Consider the following 16,754-nt stretch of genomic DNA (forward strand, 5'->3'; position numbering starts at 1 on the left):
ACCGATTCGACACTTCACACCGCCGCCGAGACGTACGGGACACTCGCACCCTCCCGCGGCAGACCTCCCATGCGGATCAGGTGGTTCTCCATATCGGTGAGGAAGCCGGGCGGGAAGCGCAACGTGCCGCGCGCGGCGCGGCGCAGGAAACCGGCGGTCGCGCGGGCCGACAGCAGGCGGGCGTCGTCGAGGAACCAGCGCAGATCCTCGTACGGCTCGTGCACCGGCCACGTCGACACCGGAACCCGATAGGCCTTACCGGCATGGCCCCACGCCGCCGCCGGCCAGCGGTGCGCGGTCAGCGGCGCGTACTCCGCGGCCACGCCGTCGGCGGGGGCGGCCAGGCGGGAACCGATCCACGACGCCATCCGCACGCTCACCGCATTGCCGACCAGCTTCCACCGGTGTCCCGGGCGGACCCCCGCGGCGGCCAGTGCGGGCGCGGTCCAATCGTGGGAAAAGCCTTGCAGCCGTTCGGCATCGGTGATTCCGGGGGTGACGATCTCACCGGCGGGCAATCGGACCGCGGGCGGGCTGGCGATACCGAGCCCGGACCCGCCCTTCAATGTCGGCACCGCGTTCACCGCCCAGCCCAGTCCGCGCACCCCCTCGGTCCAGTAGAAGCCGCACGGATCCACCTCGGGATCGCCGATCGTGCGCGGCCCCGCATCGGTGCCGAACAGCACCGGTCGCGGATCCTCCGAGCGCGACGCCAGCATCAGCACCCGCTGCCGCCGTTGCGGCAGCCCGAACGCGCGCGCGTCGACCACTCGATAGGCCCAGGTGTAGCCCAGCTCCTCCAACGCGGCCGTGATGTGCCGCATCGCCTGCCCGCGACCCAGCTGCAACATGAACGGGACGTTCTCGATCAGCAGCCAGCGCGGACCGCGTTTGCGGCGAACCAGCCGGAACACCTCGTCGACCAGACCCGAACGCTCGCCGGTGATCCCCGCCGTCCGTCCCGCCTGCGAGAGGTCCTGGCAGGGAAATCCGGCCGCCACCAATTCGGTTCCGGCGGGCAGCGCGCGCAGGCGGGTGACATCGGCGTGCGTTTCGACATCCGGGAAGCGGGCGGACAGGACCGCGCGAGCACCCGGGTCGATCTCACAGAGCAGTTCGGTATGCCAGCCGTGGGCGCTGAGCCCGAGTTCCAGCCCCCCGATCCCGGCGAACAACCCGACCATGCTGAATTTTTGGCCTACGCTCCGCTTCGGCGGGTTCTCGGCCCCTGTGGCCTCGATTTTTCCCTCCTCCGCTCAGTCGCTGCGCTCCCTCGCTCCGTCAGTCCACAATCGAGGCGGGCCGAGAACACTGGCGTGCACCGCTCGAGAATCTATAACGAGCCTCGGGCGAGCCATGTGGGGGCACACCGAAAATCGGTTGGCGGGCGGGGGCGGCACTGGCAATCTGGAAGGTCGTACGCGCGCTCGGTCGGGGGCCGGGGCGGTGCGGTGGTGATCGATTCGGCGAAAGACGACCTGGCGAAGGGGGATTGTTGTGTCCGTCGCTACGACGGAGACCGTATCCGATTCGGAGGACGACAGAACCGGAACGGTCGCCGAGAACTCCGGCGCCCGAGTGACGGGCGCGGGTTCGCTGCGGCGTCTGTGGCCGGAGATCCGGCCGTATCGGGCGGCGCTGTTCGGTAGTGCCGTGCTGTCGGGGCTCGGCATGTTGTGCGATATCGCGTTGCCGTTCGTCACCGCGCGGATTGTCGACGGCCCGGTCGCGCAGCGGGATTTCGGTGGCATCTGGGTGCCGATCGCGCTGGTGGTGGGGCTGGCGGTGCTCAGCACGGTCACCTCGTGGTGGCGGCGGTGGATCATCGCGGCGCCGGCGAGCCGGCTCGAGGTATCCCTGCGCGGCAAGCTTTTCCAGCGATTACAGGTGCTGTCGGTCGGCGTGCACGACGGGATGGAGTCGGGGCAGCTCACCTCCCGGGCGATCACCGACATGTCCACCCTGCGGCGCTTCTTCGCCTTCGTCGCGCCCTCGTTGCTGTCGCTGAGTGCGACGCTGGGCGTGGGTGTGGCACTGCTGTTCGTCCTGAGCTGGCAGATCGGGCTGATCGAATTGCTCATCGCGGTTCCGCTCGTCCTGCTCGCGCTGCAATTCGAACAGGGCTACGGTAGCGCCTCCCGTCGCGCGCAGGACCAGTCCGGGCATCTCGCCACGACGGTCGAGGAGTCCGCGCAGGGTATCCGCGTGCTGAAGGCGTTCGGCCGCGGCCCGTGGTTCGGTCGCCGGTTCCGCGCCGAGGCGAGGGAACTGCAGATGCTCGAGCTGGCCAAGGTGCGGTTGGCCGCGCGGCTGTGGACAGCGCTGAACACGTTGTCCGCGTTGGGTATCGCGGCCGCGCTCGCCGTCGGCGGGTATCTGCTCACCGAACACGCGATGACGGTCGGCGCCCTGGTGGCCGGCATCACGCTGACCACCTACCTGCAGTGGCCGATCATGGGCTTCGGCTTCCTGCTGGCCGAGATGAACCACGCCCGCACCGCGGCGCAACGGTTCTGGGAGGTGATCGACACACCCGTCGAGATCACCGATCCGGAACATCCCGTGGCCCCGCCGCAGCCGCTGCGTGGTGAATTGCGTTTCGATCGGGTGCGTTTCCGCTTCCCGGACGCCGACCGCGATCTGCTGCACGACATTTCGCTGCGACTGCGGCCGGGTGAGACGGTTGCGGTGGTCGGCGCCACCGGCAGCGGTAAGTCGGCGCTGCTGGGCCTGGTGCCGCGGCTGTTCGACGTCGCGGCGGGCGCGGTGACGATCGACGGGATCGATGTGCGCTCGATGCGGTTGTCGGATCTGCGGTCGCAGGTCTCGGTGGCCTTCGAGGATCCGGTGCTGTTCTCGGCCAGCGTGCGCGAGAACATCACCCTCGGCTATCCCGACGCCGGCGAGGAGCGGATCCGCGCCGCACTGGAGGTGGCCTGCGCCGCGCGGTTCGTCGACGAGTTGCCGTGGGGCCTGCGCACCCGGATCGGGGAGCAGGGTCTGAGCCTGTCGGGCGGTCAGCGGCAACGGCTCGCGCTGGCGCGAGCCGTGCTGGACCGGCAGAAACACTCCGGCGGGCACATCGTGGTCCTGGACGACCCGCTCTCCGCTCTCGACGTGAGCACCGAGGAACAGGTCCAGGTGCGGCTGCGCGAGGCGCTGGCCGGAGCCACCGTGCTGCTGGTGGCCCACCGCCCGTCGACCGCGGCCTGGGCGGACCGGGTCGCCGTCCTCGACGGAGGCCGCATCATCGCCGACGGACCTCACGAACGACTGCTCGAAACCTGTTCGCGCTACCGGGAATTGATGGGAGGTGAGCTCGATGCCGGAGAACCCGAGCGAGGACGCAGCTTCGCGCACGAACACTGACCGGGCGGGCACGATCACCGACCGCCCGGACGCCGCGGCCCGCGACAAGGCAGCCGAGGCCCTGCGCGTCGACGCCGATTCCGAGGCCGACTGGCGGGGCGTGGCCGCCGAGGAGGGCGAGCAGACGGATGCGGTCAACCTCGCCCTGGCGGCGCGGTCGCGTCGCCTGCTGTGGTCGCTGATCCGGCCCTACCGCCGGTGGGCGGTCGCCGCGCTGGTGCTGATCGTGATCGACAATGCCGCCCTGGTGGCGACGCCCCTGTTCGTCGCCCACGGCGTCGATACCGGTGTGGGCCGCGCGCTCGACGGCGACTGGTTGCCGCTGACGCTGGCCGTGGGCGGCATCCTCGCCTGCACCGCGCTCGGCGGCGTGACGACCTTCCTCTTCCTGCGCATCTCCGGCAGGTTGAGCCAGCAGGTGCTGTTCGATCTGCGGCTGCGGGTCTTCACGCACGTGCAGCGGCTCTCGATCGATTTTCACGAGAACTACACCTCCGGCAAGATCGTCGCGCGGCTCACCAGCGATCTGGAATCGCTCGAGGATCTGCTCGACCGTGCGCTCAACGACGCGCTGAGCGCCGTGCTGTCGGTGGTGACGATCGCGGCGATCCTGCTGTGGCTGGATATTCCGCTCGCCGCGGTGGTGCTGCTGGGTTTCGTCCCGCTGGTTTTCGTGACGCGCTGGGCGCAGCGGCGCCAGCGCGCCGGATACCGCCGAACCCGAGGCGCGATCGCGAAGGTGGTCGTGCATTTCGTCGAGACCATGGGCGGAATCCGCGCGGTGCAGGCCTTCCGGCGCGAGGAGCGCAACGAGGCCATTCTGGTCGACTCCGATGCCGAATACCGGGCCGCGAATATCAGTGCGCTGCACGGGATGGCGGCCTACATCGGCTTGGTTCGCTTGATCAGCAATGTGACGAACGTCGTCATCCTGGTCGTCGGTGCGTGGCGAGTCATCCACGGCCACACCGAAATCGGCGTGCTCGCGGCCTTCCTGCTGTACCTGCGGCAGTTCTACGGTCCGCTGGACGAATTGGCCCAGGTGTTCAACTCCTATCAGTCCGCGGCGGCCGCGCTGGAGCGAGTCTCGGGCGTGCTGGAGGAGCGGCCGAGCGTGGCCGAACCCGATGCCCCGCATCCGCTCGAGCGCGCGCGAGGCGAACTACGCCTGACCGATGTCGTCTTCGGCTACCCGAACCGGGACGACGTGTCCGGCGCCGAGGTTCGCCCCGCGCGATCGGTGCTGCCGCGGTTCTCGCTCACTGTCGAGGCAGGCCAGATCGTCGCGCTGGTCGGTGCCACCGGCGCCGGGAAGTCGACCCTGGCCAAGCTGATCGCGCGGTTCTACGACCCCTCGTCGGGCACGGTGTCGCTGGACGGCGTCGACCTGCGCACGATCGCCGACGCGGATCTGCGCCGTGCGGTCGCGATGGTGACGCAGGAGTCGTACCTGTTCTCCGGTTCGGTCGCCGACAACATCCGGCTCGGCCGGCCCGACGCCACCGACGCCGAGGTGTTCGCGGCGGCCCGTGCGGTCGGACTGTACGACTTCGTGATCTCGCTGCCGGACGGATTCGACACCGATGTGCGCAAGCGCGGTGGGCGGTTGTCGGCCGGTCAGCGCCAGCTCGTCGCCTTCGCGCGCGTCTTCCTGGCCGATCCCGCGGTGATCGTGCTGGACGAGGCCACGTCGAGCCTCGACATTCCGGGCGAGCGGCAGGTGCAGCGCGCGCTCGAGACCGTGCTGCGCGGGCGCACCGCCGTGATCATCGCGCATCGGTTGTCGACCGTCGCCATCGCCGACCGGGTGCTGGTGATGGATTCCGGGCGGATCGTCGAGGACGGTACGCCCGCGGATCTGATCGCATCGACCGGACGTTTCGCGGCCCTGCACACCGCGTGGCGCGAATCACTGGTGTAGCGCAGGTGAACAACTCGCGCGCCGCGACCGCACCGCGAGCCCGGTTGTCACCTACGGTAGAGGGGTGAGTAAGCCAGCCCAGGGCAATTCCGAGACCGCCCAGGCGAGCGAGGCCGCGGCGCCCCGCTGGCCGGCGGTGCTCACCTGGCGCGCGCACGACGCGTCCCGGATGGAATCGGTCCGCGTGGTCCTCACCGGTAACCGGATCCGCGCCTCCGGTCGCATCATCGCCGGGGGCTGCGGTGAACATCCCGCGTTCAGCGCGTCCTACGACCTGGTCACCGACGAGGTCGGACGCACGAAGCGGCTGTCGCTGCGCAGTACCGTCGCCTCGGGTGAACGGCATGCCTCGATCGCCCGGGACGAGGAGAACTACTGGCTCGTCGATGCCGGCGGCACCCACGTGCGGTCCATGTTCGGCGGTGCGCTGGATGTGGACGTGGTGCTGAGCCCGTTCTTCAACACCCTGCCGATCCGCCGTTTCGGGCTGGCGCACGCCACCGAGGACGTGCAGGTTCCGGTTGTCTACGTGCGGGTTCCGGATCTGCTCGTCCAGGAGGCGATCCTCACCTACAGCAGCGGCGCCGACGGAATCCACGTGCTCTCGCCGGTGTCGAGCGCGACCGTGACCGTCGACGACGACGGATTCGTCCTCGACTATCCGGGCCTCGCCGAGCGGGTCTGACTCCGCGCGGTTCTCAGTCCAGCGAGCGGATCACGCCACCCCGGCGTCCCGCATCGCGCAACCGTTCCAGCCAATCCTGATCGCCGGGGCGGATATCGGTGATGTCCCAGCGCCGCAGGGTGTCGTAGCGATCGCGTTCGCTGTAGCCCGCGTCGATCAGTTCGCCGAGGGTGCCCTCGTCGCGCAGGCTGTCGCGCGCGGCCTCGAGCAGGCGCAGGGCGTCGTCGATCGCCTCGGTGAGCGCGGCCGCGTTCGGTTCGCAGATCGCGCGCACCAACTCGGGAGCGGTCGCCGCGACCCGGGTGCCGTCGCGGAACGATCCGGCGGCCAGACCCAGAGCCAGATCGCCGCCCGCGGCCCCGGCCACCGCCAGCGCCTCGGCCAGCACGTGCGGCAGATGCGAGATGCGGGCCACCGCACGGTCGTGTTCGTCCGCCAGGACCGGCACCACGATCGCACCGCAGTCCAGCGCCAGCCGCGCGACCCGGTGCCACGGTTCGGCGCGGGTGCCCGGATCCACCCCGACCGCCCAGGCCGCGTCGCGAAACAGGTCGGGAGACGATGCGGCCCAGCCGGATTCGGCGGTTCCCGCCATCGGATGCCCGCCGACGTAGCGCGCGCCCAGTTCCTGCCGGTGCACCTCGGCGCGCACCGGTTCCTTCACACTCACCACATCGGTGAGCGGACAGTCGGGCGCGAACGTCTTCACATCCGCGAGAACGGTATCGATGGCCGGCATCGGCACCGCCAGCACGATCAGCGCATCGTCGGCGGCGGCCCGGGACAGCACCGCCGCGATATCGGATTCGACGTCGAATCCGTCGGCCCGGGCGGCCTGCGCACCCGGAGCCGACCGGTTGTAACCCCAGGCCCGGTAGCCGCCCGCGGCCGCCGCACGCAGCAGTGAACCGCCGATCAAACCCGTACCCAGTACGCACACCGAGGAATTCCGATCGCCTGTCATCGGATCAGATTCGCATACGACTTCAACATTTCCGCCGAAGCCGACTACCGTTGCGGCCATGGCACAGCGCTCGAGCACGAACAGGGCCGCGTCGGACGATTACGACGATGTGGAAGGGTTCGCCGTGGCGGTCGTCCGCGAAGACAGCACGTGGCGCTGCAGCCCGCTCAGCGCCGCGGCACTGTCGAGTCTGTCCGCGGCCGAGGACGAACTGCGCGCCCTGCGCAGCACCGGTGCGGTATTCGGACTGCTGGACGTCGACGACGAATTCTTCATCGTCCTGCGGCCGGGTCCGACCGGGAGCCGGCTGCTGATCTCGGACGCCACCGCCGCGATCGACTACGACATCGCCGTCGAGGTGCTCGACGCGCTGAATGTCGAAGTCCCCGATATCGATCCGGACGAACTGGATGAGATCGATCCGTGGGAGGAAGGCGATCTGGGCGTCCTGGCGGACCTCGGCCTGCCCGAGCCCGTGCTCAGCGTGATCCTCGCGGAAACCGATCTGTATCCGGACGAACAGCTGGGAATGGTCGCGCAGCGGCTGGGCTTCGCCGACGAATTCTCCGCGGTCCTGGACAAGCTGCACCGTTGAGCCCGGGGGCAGCGCCGAGTCCGGGGTCACCTCCGGGAGACGAGGATCTCGTCCGGGCCGCCCTCGCCGCCGCGGCGCGGACCGACCCGCGCGACGTCCCGGTCGGTGCGGTCGTCTTCGACGCGAACGGCCGCGAACTGGCCCGGGCCGGCAACGCCCGGGAAGCGCTCGGCGACCCGACCGCGCATGCCGAGATCCTGGCGCTGCGCCGCGCCGCCCAGGTGTACGGCGACGGCTGGCGGCTCGAGGGCACGACCCTGGCGGTGACGTTGGAACCGTGCACGATGTGCGCCGGCGCGCTGGTCCTGGCGCGGGTCCGCCGCGTCGTCTTCGGCGCCTGGGAGCCCAAGACCGGTGCGGTCGGCTCGCTCTGGGACGTGGTGCGTGACCGTCGCCTCAACCATCGGCCCGAGGTCCGAGGGGGCGTGCTCGAGGCCGAATGTGCGGCCGTCCTGGACGCCTTCTTCCGCGCTCAACGGCCCTGAACTCTGCTCCCGGTGTCGCTGACCACCCGATTTCGGATTCGCCGCGCCCGTCCGGTAAAGTCACCTGCGGTGGCGTGTCCGAGCGGCCTAAGGAGCACGCCTCGAAAGCGTGTGTGGGGTAACCCCCCACCGAGGGTTCAAATCCCTCCGCCACCGCCACAGCCCCCACCCGTATTTCCGGGTGGGGGCTTTTTCGTCCGCACCGGTCGTCGTCACCCGGCCGAACCGGTGCGAGCCTTCGGCGCGTCCGGGTCGTGGCGGACGGCCTTGAAGTAGCTGATCCGGGTCGGCTCGGTTCGCAGCACCGTGGTGTCGGTGCCGCCGACGAGATCGGGCCGCTCGACCACGAGCGGCGGACAGTCCACTCCCTCGACCCGCACCGTCTGATGGGCCCGAACGACCAGGTTGAACGGAGTTTCGGTCTCGGAGATCCCGCCGACGACCTGGCAGTGCTGCCAGGCCTCGATCAGGTAGGTCTCCTCGGTGTCGTTGGTGCAGGTCGTCTCCGTGCAGGAGACCCCCGCGGGAAACGGCTGTGCGGAGGCCGAGGGGGCGAGGGCGGCGACCGCGGCGCATACGGCGCCCGAAACGATGCCGGCTGCCAGAATCCGTGTGTTCAAGTTCCGGTTCCTTTCGACCTCCACGCGACCCTGCACGGTCGAGGTCCGATAACGATGACGACGAAGCCGTCGTCGTCCCCATTGTTCGGTACCGCCCCGAGGGCTTACCGCCATTGGTAAGCCGGGACATGTGCGCGGTCACTACCGACGGGTGGGCGTCGTGCCTTGCCGGACGCCGCGACCGCGTGGATTTACCGCGGGTGGGGAGTCGCCGGGATCGCGTGCGAACGAGGGTGATTGCCCGTGGTTCACTGCGTGTCGTCGCCGGCGCGGTGACAGATACCGTCGTGAATATTTTTGAAACGCAACTGTTTTCATGACGGCGCGCGGTAGCGGTGGTGATTCGGGCGGGTGAGCCGTGCGCGCTCGCGGTGTATTGCGCATGGGGGCCGCGGGATTCGGCGGGGCTGCCCCGCGGTTGCCCGGCGGCGGGCGTGGGGCCGGTCCGTGGAATCTGTCGTACCGGCGTGATCTACTCCACGTTACCGACTGGTAGGAAGCGTCCCGCGCTGAGGTAATCTAGCGACCAGTTCGCTGGCCGGATGTTTCGCCGATGTGGTCGGCAGTGTGCAAATCAGGTGAGGGACAACAGCTTTGAGCAAAACCGGGAGTCCGGTCGTGCGAACCGCGACGCGCGACGACATCACCGGAATGGTGCGGGTACTGGCCGCGGCCTTCGCCCACGACGATCCGATCGAGGAATACGTCTTTCCGGACGAGACCGTCCGGCACCGGCGGGCGCCGCGGATGTTGCGGACCATGATCGAGCATCGCTTCCTGCCGGCCGGTGGCGCCGAGGTGGCGGAGCTGGACGGCCGCATCGTCGGCGCCCTGCTCTGGTACCCCGACGGCTACCGGCCCGGCGGGCTCCGCGAATTCCTCGCGGGCCCGCTGTTTCTCGCGGGAATGGGCACCGCCGTGGGAAGGGGAACCGAGGTCGACCGGACCATGGATCGGGCGGCGCCGGCCGAACCTCATCTGTTCCACGTCTACCTCGGAACCGATCCGTCACTGCAGCGCAGCGGCGTCGGCCGCGCGCTGTACGCGTCGTTCACCGACAAGGCCGACCGGCAGGGCGTCCTCCTGTGCGGAATCTGCAAGGACGAGAACGTCGGCTACTACGAGGCCCTGGGTAACGAACGCACCGGGTCCGTCCGGCTGGGCAGGACGGGTCCGGAAATGAACATCATGATTCGCCGACCGCGACCGCTCTGATCAGCGGGAATTGCCGAGTCGGCCGAGGAGTCGCTGTGTCTGACATTGCCATCGTCGGAATCGGATGCCGGTACGCCGGCGGTATCGATTCGCCGGAGTCCTTCTGGGACTTCGTGATCAACAAACGGGACGGGGTCACCGAGATCCCGGCCGACCGCTGGGATTGGCGGCGCTACTACGACGCCGACCGCCGCACCCCCGGCCGCATGTACACCAAACGCGCCGCCTTCATGACCGGCGATCCGTGGGAGTTCGATCCCGACTTCTTCGGCATCTCCCCGCGCGAGGCGGCCGCCATGGACCCGCAGCAGCGACTCGTCCTGGAAGTGGTGTGGGAGGCGCTCGACGACGCGGGCGTCGCCGGACGCAGCGCCGGTTCGGGGCTCGGCGTCTACATCGGCGCCTTCACCCTCGATCAGCTCGCGGTATCGGTCGGCGGACCGGCGCTGCCGCATGTCGACATGCACACCGCCGCGGGCGCGTCGTACACGATGCTCTCGAACCGGATCGCCTACGCGCTCAACCTGACCGGCCCGGCGGTCACCGTCGACACCGCCTGTTCCTCGTCGCTGGTCGCCCTGCATCTGGCCTGCCAGGCCATCGAAAGCGGAGACTGCGAATACGCGCTGGCCGGCGGCGTGACCGTGATGGCGCAGCCGGAGCCGTTCGTCTCCATGTGCAAGGGCGGATTTCTCGCCGCCGACGGCCGCAGCAAACCGTTCGACGCCGCCGCCGACGGTTACGGCCGTGGCGAGGGCGCCGGCATCGTGGTGCTGAAGAAGCTCGCCGATGCCGAACGCGACGGCGACCGCATCTACGCGGTGGTCAAGGCCACCGGCTCGAATCAGGACGGCCGCACCACGGCCATCACCGTTCCGAACGCGGATTCCCAGGAAGCGCTGGCCAAGACGGTGATCGAGCGCTCCGGAATCCCGGCGCACGAGATCACCTACGTGGAGGCGCACGGCACCGGAACGCCGGTGGGCGACCCGCTGGAACTGCGAGCCATCGGCCGGGCCTACGGCGCCGCCACCGGACGGCCCGGCCCGGTCGGCGTCGGCTCGGTGAAGGCGACGCTGGGCCACACCGAGGCCGCGTCGGGTATCGCGAGCGTCATCAAATCGGCGCTGGCCATCACGCACCGCACCATCGCGCCGCAGGGTTGGCTGGACACCCCCAATCCCGATATTCCGTTCGAGGAACTGGGAATCCGCCTCCAGACCGAGGCCGAACCGGTCGGCCCCGAGGTCGAGCGGATGACGGTGGCCGTCAACGGTTTCGGCTACGGCGGCACCAATGCGCACGCGATTCTGCAGGAGTATGCGGGTGCTCCCGAAACCGGCCGGGCGCCACAGCATTTCGGCGTACTGCCGCTCTCCGCGCGCAACGAGACAGCGGTTCGGCACCTGGCTCGCGGCGTTGCCGAACTGATCGCCGAGGGCGCCGACCCCGGCCGGCTGGCCGAGGCCGCGTGGCGGCGGCGCAATCACCACAACCATCGTGCCGCGATCACCTTCGGTGACGACACCGAACTGGTCCGGGGCCTGGTCGACTTGGCGAACGGTGAGGGGCGAATCAGTCGCACCGTCGCCAAGCGCACCGCCGAGCCGGTGTACGTCTTCACCGGTATGGGCCCGCAGTGGTGGGGTATGGCGCGCGAATTGCTGACCACCGACACTGCTTTCGCCGACGAGGCGCGCCGCATCGACGCCGTGTTCACCGACATCGCGGGCTGGTCGATCGTCGAGGAGTTGCTGCGGCCCGAAGAGGAGTCGAAGGTCACCTCGACCGCCATCGCGCAACCGGCGAACTTCCTGGTCCAGGTCGCGCTGTACGCGGCGTTGCGGGAATACGGAATCGAACCCGCCGTCGTCGTCGGTCACAGCGTCGGCGAGGTCTCGGCCGCCTACGTGACCGGAATGCTGTCGCTGCGCGACGCGCTGCTGGTCAGCTACCACCGCGCCCGGTTGCAGGCCACGACGGCCGGCACGGGCGGCATGCTGGCGATCGGATTGCCCGCCGACGCGGCTCGCGAGGTCATCGCCGCCGACAGCTCGGTCGATATCGCGGCGATCAACTCGCCCTCGGCCGTCACCCTGGCCGGTGCCGTCGACCGCCTCGACGAGATCGCCGAAAAGCTCACCGCCGACGGCATTTTCGCGCGCCGGCTACAGGTCGAGGTGCCCTACCACAGTCATCTGATGGATCCGATCCTGGATGAACTGCGCGCGGTGCTGGCCGGGCTCACCGTCGCCGAACCGCGTATCCCGCTGTATTCCACGGTCACCGGCGAACAGGTCACCACGGCCGACTGGAATGCCGACTACTGGTGCGCGAACGTGCGGCAGCCGGTGCGGTTCGCCGATGCGATCACCGCGCTGGTCCGCTCCGGCAACCGGGTCTTCGTCGAGGTCGGACCGCATCCGGTGCTCGGCGCCAATATTCGCGAGATCCTCATCGGCGCGGGCGAAACCGGGACGACGGTGGCGACCCTGCATCGCAAACAGCAGGACGCCGACAGTCTGCGCCAGACCCTGTCCGGGCTGTACGCGGCCGGAATTCTCGACATCGACGCACTGTTCGCGGGAGTGCCGGATCCGACGCCGCATATCGATCTGCCGCGCTATCCGTGGCAGCGCACCCGCCTGCGCAACGAGCTGCCGGAATTCCGGCTGCTGCGCCACGGCACGCCGGACGCGCACCCGATGCTCGGGGATCAGCATCCCGACGATTCCAACGCCTGGCGGGTGGAACTGTCGCTCGCGGCGCTACCGTGGCTCGCCGATCACGTCGTGGGCGGCACCCGGATCCTGCCCGGCGCGGGATATCTGGATGCCGCGCTGAGCGCCGCCGCGGTACGCACCGAATCGGATCAGGTGGCCGTGGAAGGCGTGCGATTCGTCGCACCCCTGGTGGTCGAGGAGGGCGAGGCGCCGATCGTCGAACTCCACGTGGAGGATTCGACCGGGCGCTTCACCATCCGCTCCCGGGGCGCGGCCGGAACCATCTGGACCGTTCACGCGCTGGGCCGCCTGGTCGAAGGCAGCTACGCGCCGATCACCGCCGATGTGCCCGATGTCGAGCACATGCTCGCGGTCGACCCCGCCGAGTTCTACGCCGGATTGGCTGCGCGCGGACTGGAATACGGCCCCGCCTTCCAGCGCGCCACCGCGATCCGGATCTCGCCGGACACCGTGGTCGCACAACTCGACGGCACCATCGGCCAGGGCGAGCGGTACCTCGCCCATCCCGCGATCGTCGATGCGGCGCTGCAGAGTGTGGCCGCCCTGCTCGCCGGGCGCGGTGGGGCCCAGGAGGGCGCGATGGTGCCGGTCGGCGTGCGCACCGTGCGCCGCCTGGCGCCGCTGCCGGCCGAGGTCACCGCCGTGGCCCGGCTCACCGAGGGCGACCGGCCGCTGGCCGATATCGATCTGCTCGACGCCGACCACACCGTGGTCATGCAGATCAGAGGAATGGAATTCGGATCCCTGACTCCGGGCCGCGGCCCGCTGCAGCGCATGACCGACATGTTCTACGAGGAACGGTGGGAGCTGCGCGATCCGGTCGACACGACCGCACTTCCCGGGAACGACGGCCTGTACACCCTGGTCCTCGGCTACGGCGAGAACATCGACTCGCGGATCGAGCGGGTGCGCGATGCCGTCGCGGGCGGTGCCGGCTCGGCCGTCCTCCTGCTGGACCCGGCCGACGCCGAGCTGGAACCGCGACTGGCACAACAGCTTCGCGACATCTTCGGCGACGAGGACGTGCGAAGGCTGCACGTGTGCGTGGTCCCCGGACACGCACCCGACGGTGACGTCGCCGCGCTGTGGACGCTGCGCCGGATCGCGGTGACGCTCGACGGCTATCTCGAGGAGCGGGTCACCGAGCACGAGATCGAGATTCCGCTGACCGGCGACGGCTCGATGTACGCGACCGTGGTCAGCGCCCACGCATACGCCCATCCCGCGGACGAGACGGCGCCGGATCCCAGCCAGGCCGCCATCGCCGGCGCTCGTCGCGTACTGCTCAACGAACAGTCCCGGCTGCGCTGGCGACTGGTCGATATCGACGCCGACACGACGGTCGCGGACCTGTCCGCGGAACTGGCGATCCCCGGTGGCTTCCAATACGACCTGGTCGACGAGGCCGTGTTGCGCAACGGTCTGCGCTGGACCACGGTCGTGACCCGAACGCTGCCCGAACGGCTCGACGCCCTCGACACCGCCGAACCGCTCACCGACCCCGAGGCGAATTTCGAACTGGAACTGCCCCGTTCGCGCACCTTCGCGCGGCTGGGCTGGCGGCGCTGCGATCGGCGCGAACCCGGTCCGGGCGAGGTCGAGGTCCGGATGCGGGCCGTGGGCCTCAACTACAAGGACGCGCTGAAGGTGATCGGCGTCCTCGGTGAACGTGAACTGTCGGAAACCTTCTTCGGCCTGGTGCCGGGGATGGAAGGCGGCGGCGAGGTGGTCCGGGTCGGTCCCGGCGTCACCGACTACGCCGTCGGTGACGCGGTGAGCCTGACCTCCAAGGGCATGGTCGCGCGCTACCACACCACCTCGACCGATTCGCTCACCCACGTCCACCCCGACACCGACGCGGGCCGGTGCAGCAGTGTCACGGCCTTCACCACCGCCGAGTACTCGTTGCTCGAACTCGCGCGGATCCGGGCCGGCGAGACCGTGCTGGTGCACGGTGCGGCCGGAGGTGTCGGCAGCGCGGCGGTGCAGATCGCGAAATTGCACGGCGCCACCGTGATCGGCACGGCGAGCAGCGAAGAGCGACGTGCCTACGTCCTCGCCGAGGGTGCCGATCACGCGGTCGGATCGCGGTCGCTCACCTTCGTCGACGAGGTGCTCGCCCTCACCGGCGGCCGCGGCGTGAACGTGATCATCAGCTCCGCGCCGGGTGAGATCCTGCGCCAGAACTTCGCGGTGATCGCCGAATTCGGCCGCATCGTGGAGATCGGCAAGGCCGATATCTACACCGGCGGCATGCTGGATCTGTCGGCGTTCGACAAGAACGTCTCCTACTTCTCCTTCGATCTGGACCGGATGCTGCGACTGCGGCACACCGAGGTGATGGAGCTGGGCCGCAAGGTCAACGCCAGCTTCGACAACGGCACCTACCGGCCGCTGCCGTTCCAGAAGTACGGCACGGCGGAGGTGGCTCAGGCTTTCGAGGAGGTGGCCCGCTCGACCCGGATCGGCCGGGTCGCGCTGGACCTGACCGAAGAACAGCCGCTGGTCCGCCCGCAGCTACCGGACATCGAGATCGACCCGGCGGCGCAGTACCTGATCACCGGTGGTTTCGGCGCCTTCGGCCTGGCCACCGGGCGATGGCTGGTGGGCCACGGCGCCCGCCGGCTGACGTTGCTCGGGCGCGGCGGTGCCACCACCGAGGCCGCCGTCGCGCAGCTCGCGGCCTGGGAGGCCCAGGGCATCGAGGTCACCATCGAGCGGGTCGACATCACCGATGCCGATGCCGTGGCGGCGGTCGTCGTTCGCGCCCACCGGCCCGAGCATCCGCTGCGCGGGGTGTTCCACACCGCGGGCGCCATCGACGACAAGCGCATCACCGTCATGGATGCCGAGAGTCTGGCAAAGGTGTTCCGGGCGAAGGCCGACGGTGCGCGGGCACTCGTCGCCGGTGTCCAGGCCGCGGGGGCGCGGCTCGACCAGTTCGCGCTGTGGTCCTCCGGTAGTGCGATGTTCGGCGGCGTGGGCCAATACGCCTACACCGCAGCCAATATCGCGCTGCAGGCGATCGGGGATTCGGTGATCCGCGCGGGCGGCACCGCACTGGTCGTCGGCTGGGGTCATATGTCCGGCGGCGGTATGGCCGACGACGAGCACATCGCGCGATACCTGCGCAACACCGGCTTCGATTCGATCACCATGGACGAGGGGACCGAATATCTGGAGCAGGCGCTGCGCTTGGGCGTCACGCAGGCCTCGATCATTCCGGTCGACTGGGCCAAGGTGAACGCCACCGCGCCGTTCTTCGCCCAGACCGGGCGCACGAAGGAACTGATCGCCGCTGCGGCACAAGATGATTCGGCCGCCGCGCGGCTGCGCGTGCAGCTCGCCGAACTCGACGAGGGTAAGCGCAACGAGGTCGTCGCCTTCATGCTGGCCGAGCAATTGGCGCAGGTCATGGGCGTCTCCGCGGATTCGATCGACCTGACGGTCCCGGTACCCGAACTCGGATTGGACTCGCTGATGGCGGTGGAATTCGGTGCGCTGGTGACGAAATCGCTGGGCGTGGAACTGATGTCGATGAAGATTGGCCGCTCGTTCAGCCTCGAGCAGGCGGGTGCGCGGGTGGCCGAGGCGATCGTGCAGGGGGCGACGGGATGAGAAGGCCGCAGCCGTCTGCTGCGCCGGAAGGGATGCGGGATGAGTGAATCGGCGCGGGATCTGGCGCGGAAGTTGTTGTCCGGCACGGCGTCCGGTGCGACCGGTGCGCCGGCGTCGACTCCCGTGACGTCCGCCGGCTCGAGCGCTGCGTTCACGGGTGCCAACACCAAACCGGCCCGCCCGCGCCGGGGCCCCGGTCGCCAATTCGCCGACCACCCCGAGGTCGCGGCGATGGTGCAGAAGCGGGCGGCGATCGCGGCGGTGCACGAGCACAGCGGCACGCCCAATCCGATGTTCCTTGTGCGAGAGAGCCCGAACGACACCGTGATTCGGTGGCAGGGCCGGGATCTGGTGAATTTCAGCGCCTACAACTATCTCGGCCTGGGCAACCATCCGAAGGTGGTGCAGGCAGCCAAGGACGCGCTGGACACCTATGGCGCCTCCGCCTCGGCCAGCCGCATCGTCGCCGGGGAGATCCCGATCTACGCCGAACTCGAACAGCGCCTGGCCGCGATGTACGACGTCGGCGACGCGATGG

General features: G+C 69.4%; 10 protein-coding genes, 1 tRNA gene and 1 pseudogene. 9 read left to right on the forward strand and 3 right to left on the reverse strand.

Translation table 11 applies throughout. From position 1 onward, the window contains the following. Window positions 1-14 precede the first annotated feature (14 nt). Entirely contained in the window at window positions 15-1,184 is a 1,170-nt protein-coding gene (locus ON23_RS00765; RefSeq protein WP_039775231.1) for a DNA cytosine methyltransferase, read from the reverse strand. Between the two features lie 313 nt (window positions 1,185-1,497). Here ON23_RS00765 and ON23_RS00770 point away from each other — a divergent pair, with 313 nt between their 5' ends. The 3 genes from ON23_RS00770 to ON23_RS00780 all read left to right on the forward strand — a co-directional run bounded on the left by ON23_RS00770 (window position 1,498) and on the right by ON23_RS00780 (window position 5,975). Further along, on the forward strand, window positions 1,498-3,369 hold the full coding sequence (locus ON23_RS00770) for an ABC transporter ATP-binding protein (RefSeq protein ID WP_083903598.1): 1,872 nt from the start codon (window positions 1,498-1,500) through the stop codon (window positions 3,367-3,369). Next, complete coding sequence (locus ON23_RS00775) at window positions 3,323-5,290, forward strand: ABC transporter ATP-binding protein (protein ID WP_083903599.1); 1,968 nt, start codon at window positions 3,323-3,325, stop codon at window positions 5,288-5,290. Before ON23_RS00770 ends, ON23_RS00775 begins: the two co-directional genes overlap by 47 nt. A 64-nt stretch (window positions 5,291-5,354) precedes the next feature. Further along, on the forward strand, window positions 5,355-5,975 hold the full coding sequence (locus ON23_RS00780; protein ID WP_083903600.1) for a putative glycolipid-binding domain-containing protein: 621 nt from the start codon (window positions 5,355-5,357) through the stop codon (window positions 5,973-5,975). A gap of 13 nt (window positions 5,976-5,988) precedes the next feature. On the opposite strand, the gene ON23_RS00785 is transcribed toward ON23_RS00780, so the two are convergent. Then, complete coding sequence (locus ON23_RS00785) at window positions 5,989-6,939, reverse strand: prephenate dehydrogenase (protein WP_039775233.1); 951 nt, start codon at window positions 6,937-6,939, stop codon at window positions 5,989-5,991. A gap of 58 nt (window positions 6,940-6,997) precedes the next feature. Between ON23_RS00785 and ON23_RS00790 the strand changes: the two genes are divergently transcribed. The 3 genes from ON23_RS00790 (at window position 6,998) to ON23_RS00800 (ending at window position 8,178) form a co-directional block, all read left to right on the forward strand. After that, window positions 6,998-7,534 carry a tRNA adenosine deaminase-associated protein gene (locus tag ON23_RS00790; protein WP_039775235.1) on the forward strand — a complete coding sequence of 179 codons (537 nt, stop codon included), beginning with the start codon at window positions 6,998-7,000 and terminating at the stop codon, window positions 7,532-7,534. Further along, the gene (locus tag ON23_RS00795) at window positions 7,531-8,019 is read left to right on the forward strand and encodes a nucleoside deaminase (RefSeq protein WP_039775236.1); all 489 of its coding nucleotides are present in this window, start codon (window positions 7,531-7,533) and stop codon (window positions 8,017-8,019) included. The genes ON23_RS00790 and ON23_RS00795 overlap by 4 nt, the downstream gene beginning before the upstream one ends. A 68-nt stretch (window positions 8,020-8,087) precedes the next feature. Then, window positions 8,088-8,178: transfer RNA gene (locus tag ON23_RS00800), tRNA-Ser, on the forward strand. A gap of 53 nt (window positions 8,179-8,231) precedes the next feature. On the opposite strand, the gene ON23_RS00805 is transcribed toward ON23_RS00800, so the two are convergent. After that, window positions 8,232-8,639: a hypothetical protein gene (locus ON23_RS00805; protein WP_157170128.1), complete on the reverse strand. Its 408-nt coding sequence runs from the start codon at window positions 8,637-8,639 to the stop codon at window positions 8,232-8,234. Between the two features lie 618 nt (window positions 8,640-9,257). Between ON23_RS00805 and ON23_RS00810 the strand changes: the two genes are divergently transcribed. The 3 genes and pseudogenes from ON23_RS00810 to ON23_RS00820 form a co-directional block, all read left to right on the forward strand. Beyond that, the gene (locus ON23_RS00810; protein WP_223273311.1) at window positions 9,258-9,854 is read left to right on the forward strand and encodes a GNAT family N-acetyltransferase; all 597 of its coding nucleotides are present in this window, start codon (window positions 9,258-9,260) and stop codon (window positions 9,852-9,854) included. A gap of 35 nt (window positions 9,855-9,889) precedes the next feature. Next, a complete protein-coding gene (locus tag ON23_RS00815; protein WP_039775240.1) occupies window positions 9,890-16,216 on the forward strand; it encodes a type I polyketide synthase in 6,327 nt (2,108 codons plus the stop codon). 39 nt (window positions 16,217-16,255) lie between these two features. Next, window positions 16,256-16,754 (forward strand): annotated as a pseudogene (locus ON23_RS00820) (aminotransferase class I/II-fold pyridoxal phosphate-dependent enzyme); the annotation flags it as partial.

Origin of the sequence: Nocardia cerradoensis NBRC 101014 (assembly GCF_000308535.1) — a bacterium.
GTDB lineage: Bacteria > Actinomycetota > Actinomycetes > Mycobacteriales > Mycobacteriaceae > Nocardia > Nocardia cerradoensis.

Bases quoted from the DNA above. Each gene is read 5' to 3' on its own strand.
- ON23_RS00765 (WP_039775231.1), bottom strand. From the start codon at position 1,184: ATGGTCGGGTTGTTCGCCGGGATCGGGGGGCTGGAACTCGGGCTCAGC.
- ON23_RS00775 (WP_083903599.1), top strand. From the start codon at position 3,323: ATGCCGGAGAACCCGAGCGAGGACGCAGCTTCGCGCACGAACACTGAC.
- ON23_RS00785 (WP_039775233.1), bottom strand. From the start codon at position 6,939: ATGACAGGCGATCGGAATTCCTCGGTGTGCGTACTGGGTACGGGTTTG.
- ON23_RS00790 (WP_039775235.1), top strand. From the start codon at position 6,998: ATGGCACAGCGCTCGAGCACGAACAGGGCCGCGTCGGACGATTACGAC.